Source organism: Mesorhizobium sp. M7A.F.Ca.CA.001.08.2.1 (assembly GCF_003998455.1).
Taxonomy (GTDB): domain Bacteria; phylum Pseudomonadota; class Alphaproteobacteria; order Rhizobiales; family Rhizobiaceae; genus Mesorhizobium; species Mesorhizobium ciceri.
Map to the genome: position 1 here is coordinate 1 of NZ_RZPW01001110.1, position 1,490 is coordinate 1,490.

Consider the following 1,490-nt stretch of genomic DNA (forward strand, 5'->3'; position numbering starts at 1 on the left):
AGTAGCGCGGCGTCGGCCGCCAGACGCGCTGGTCTATCATGTTGACGATCAGGCCCTCCCGCCCTGCCGGTAGCGCCCGGGCGAAATTCTGCGCCAGGAGCGCGGGCGCTTTCACATGGACGGCAAAGTGCCGGTCCCAGGCCCGCCAGTCGAAATCGAGAACCGAATCGTCCTCGAACAGCGACGCGTTGTTGACCAGCAGCGAGAGCGGCCCTAGCGCTGCTTGCGCCTCGCCGATAAGGTCATCGATGACGTCCATATCGGTCAGGTCGGCGGCGACCACTGCGGCGCGGCCACCTCCGGCGATGATTTCTGCAGCCAACGCATCGGCCTCGCTGCGCGAGCGGTTGCAATGGATGGCGACGGCAAAACCGTGCGCGGCGAGATCCTCGACGATCGCCCTGCCGATCCGCCTGGCCCCGCCCGTCACCAGCGCCGTGACAGTGGCTTTGCTCATATGGTGTCAATCCTCAATTTCGGCCCGAAAAAGCAGTGCCGGCGAAATATGGCCCGGCATGCGTTAAATGGTGTTCGCACCTTGGGCAGCATTGTGGCGAAACGGCCGTTTGGGCATCTTGGCCCGCCCTGGACTCAGGCGTGCCCGACCGCAATATAGGGTGCTGGAGTCCTTGCACCAAGCGGTGTGCAGCGCAGCACGGGATGGTTCCTGCCATTTCGCTGTTGCGAAGATGCAACGTCAAGGTTCTGCCTCATTTGCGCCGGGGAATGACCCAAGTTCAGGTTCGCTTCAGCCGCATTTTGACACGACATTTGGAACCGACGAACGCCAGATCCGTTTCACCCCCCGGACGGGTCGATGGCGATCGTGAGAAACAAGCCTGTGTCCTGTGGCTTAAGGAGTAAACAACAATGCAAGCCAATCTCAAATTCGCACGGCCGCTGGCCGTTGCGCTCGGGCTCTTCGCCCTCAGCGGAACTGCCTATGCTGCTGACGTGGTTTCGGAAGAGCCGCCGGCACCTGCGCCGATCGCTGAACTTCCCGTCGCTTCGTGGGCCGGCCCCTACGCCGGTCTCAACGTCGGCTATGGCTTCAGCGGCCATACCAAGGAAAAGGATCTGGGTGTTGACAATGTTGACGTCGGCACCAAGGGCTTCGTCGGCAGCGTCTTCGGCGGCTATCAGTGGCAGCAAGAGAACTTCGTCTACGGCGCTGAAGCCGAACTCGGCTACAACGGCGTCAAGGGCGACGATTCTGGCGTCAATTCCAAGGCCGGCTTCGAGGGTTCGTTGCGAGCCCGTCTCGGCTATGCCGTGACCCCGGAAATCCTGCTCTATGGCACCGGCGGTCTCGCCGGAAGAAGCCTGAAGGTCGAAGACGACGTATACGGTTCGGACCGCGCCACGTTGCTCGGCTGGACCGCTGGTCTCGGCACCGACATCAAGCTGACCGACAATGTCTTCGGTCGCGTCGAGTATCGTTACACCGACTTCGGCAGCAAGAGCTTCGATGGCATCGGCAAGGTCAAGGC

At 61.9% G+C, this 1,490-nt stretch carries 2 protein-coding genes; one reads left to right on the forward strand and one right to left on the reverse strand.

Going from position 1 to position 1,490, the window contains the following annotated elements; translation table 11 throughout:
- A partial coding sequence (locus EN914_RS35270) for an SDR family NAD(P)-dependent oxidoreductase (protein ID WP_127389682.1) occupies positions 1–457 on the reverse strand: 457 nt, incomplete at its 3' end.
- Between the two features lie 413 nt (positions 458–870).
- On the opposite strand from EN914_RS35270, the gene EN914_RS35275 reads away from it, so the two are divergent.
- A partial coding sequence (locus EN914_RS35275; protein WP_164779159.1) for an outer membrane protein occupies positions 871–1,490 on the forward strand: 620 nt, incomplete at its 3' end.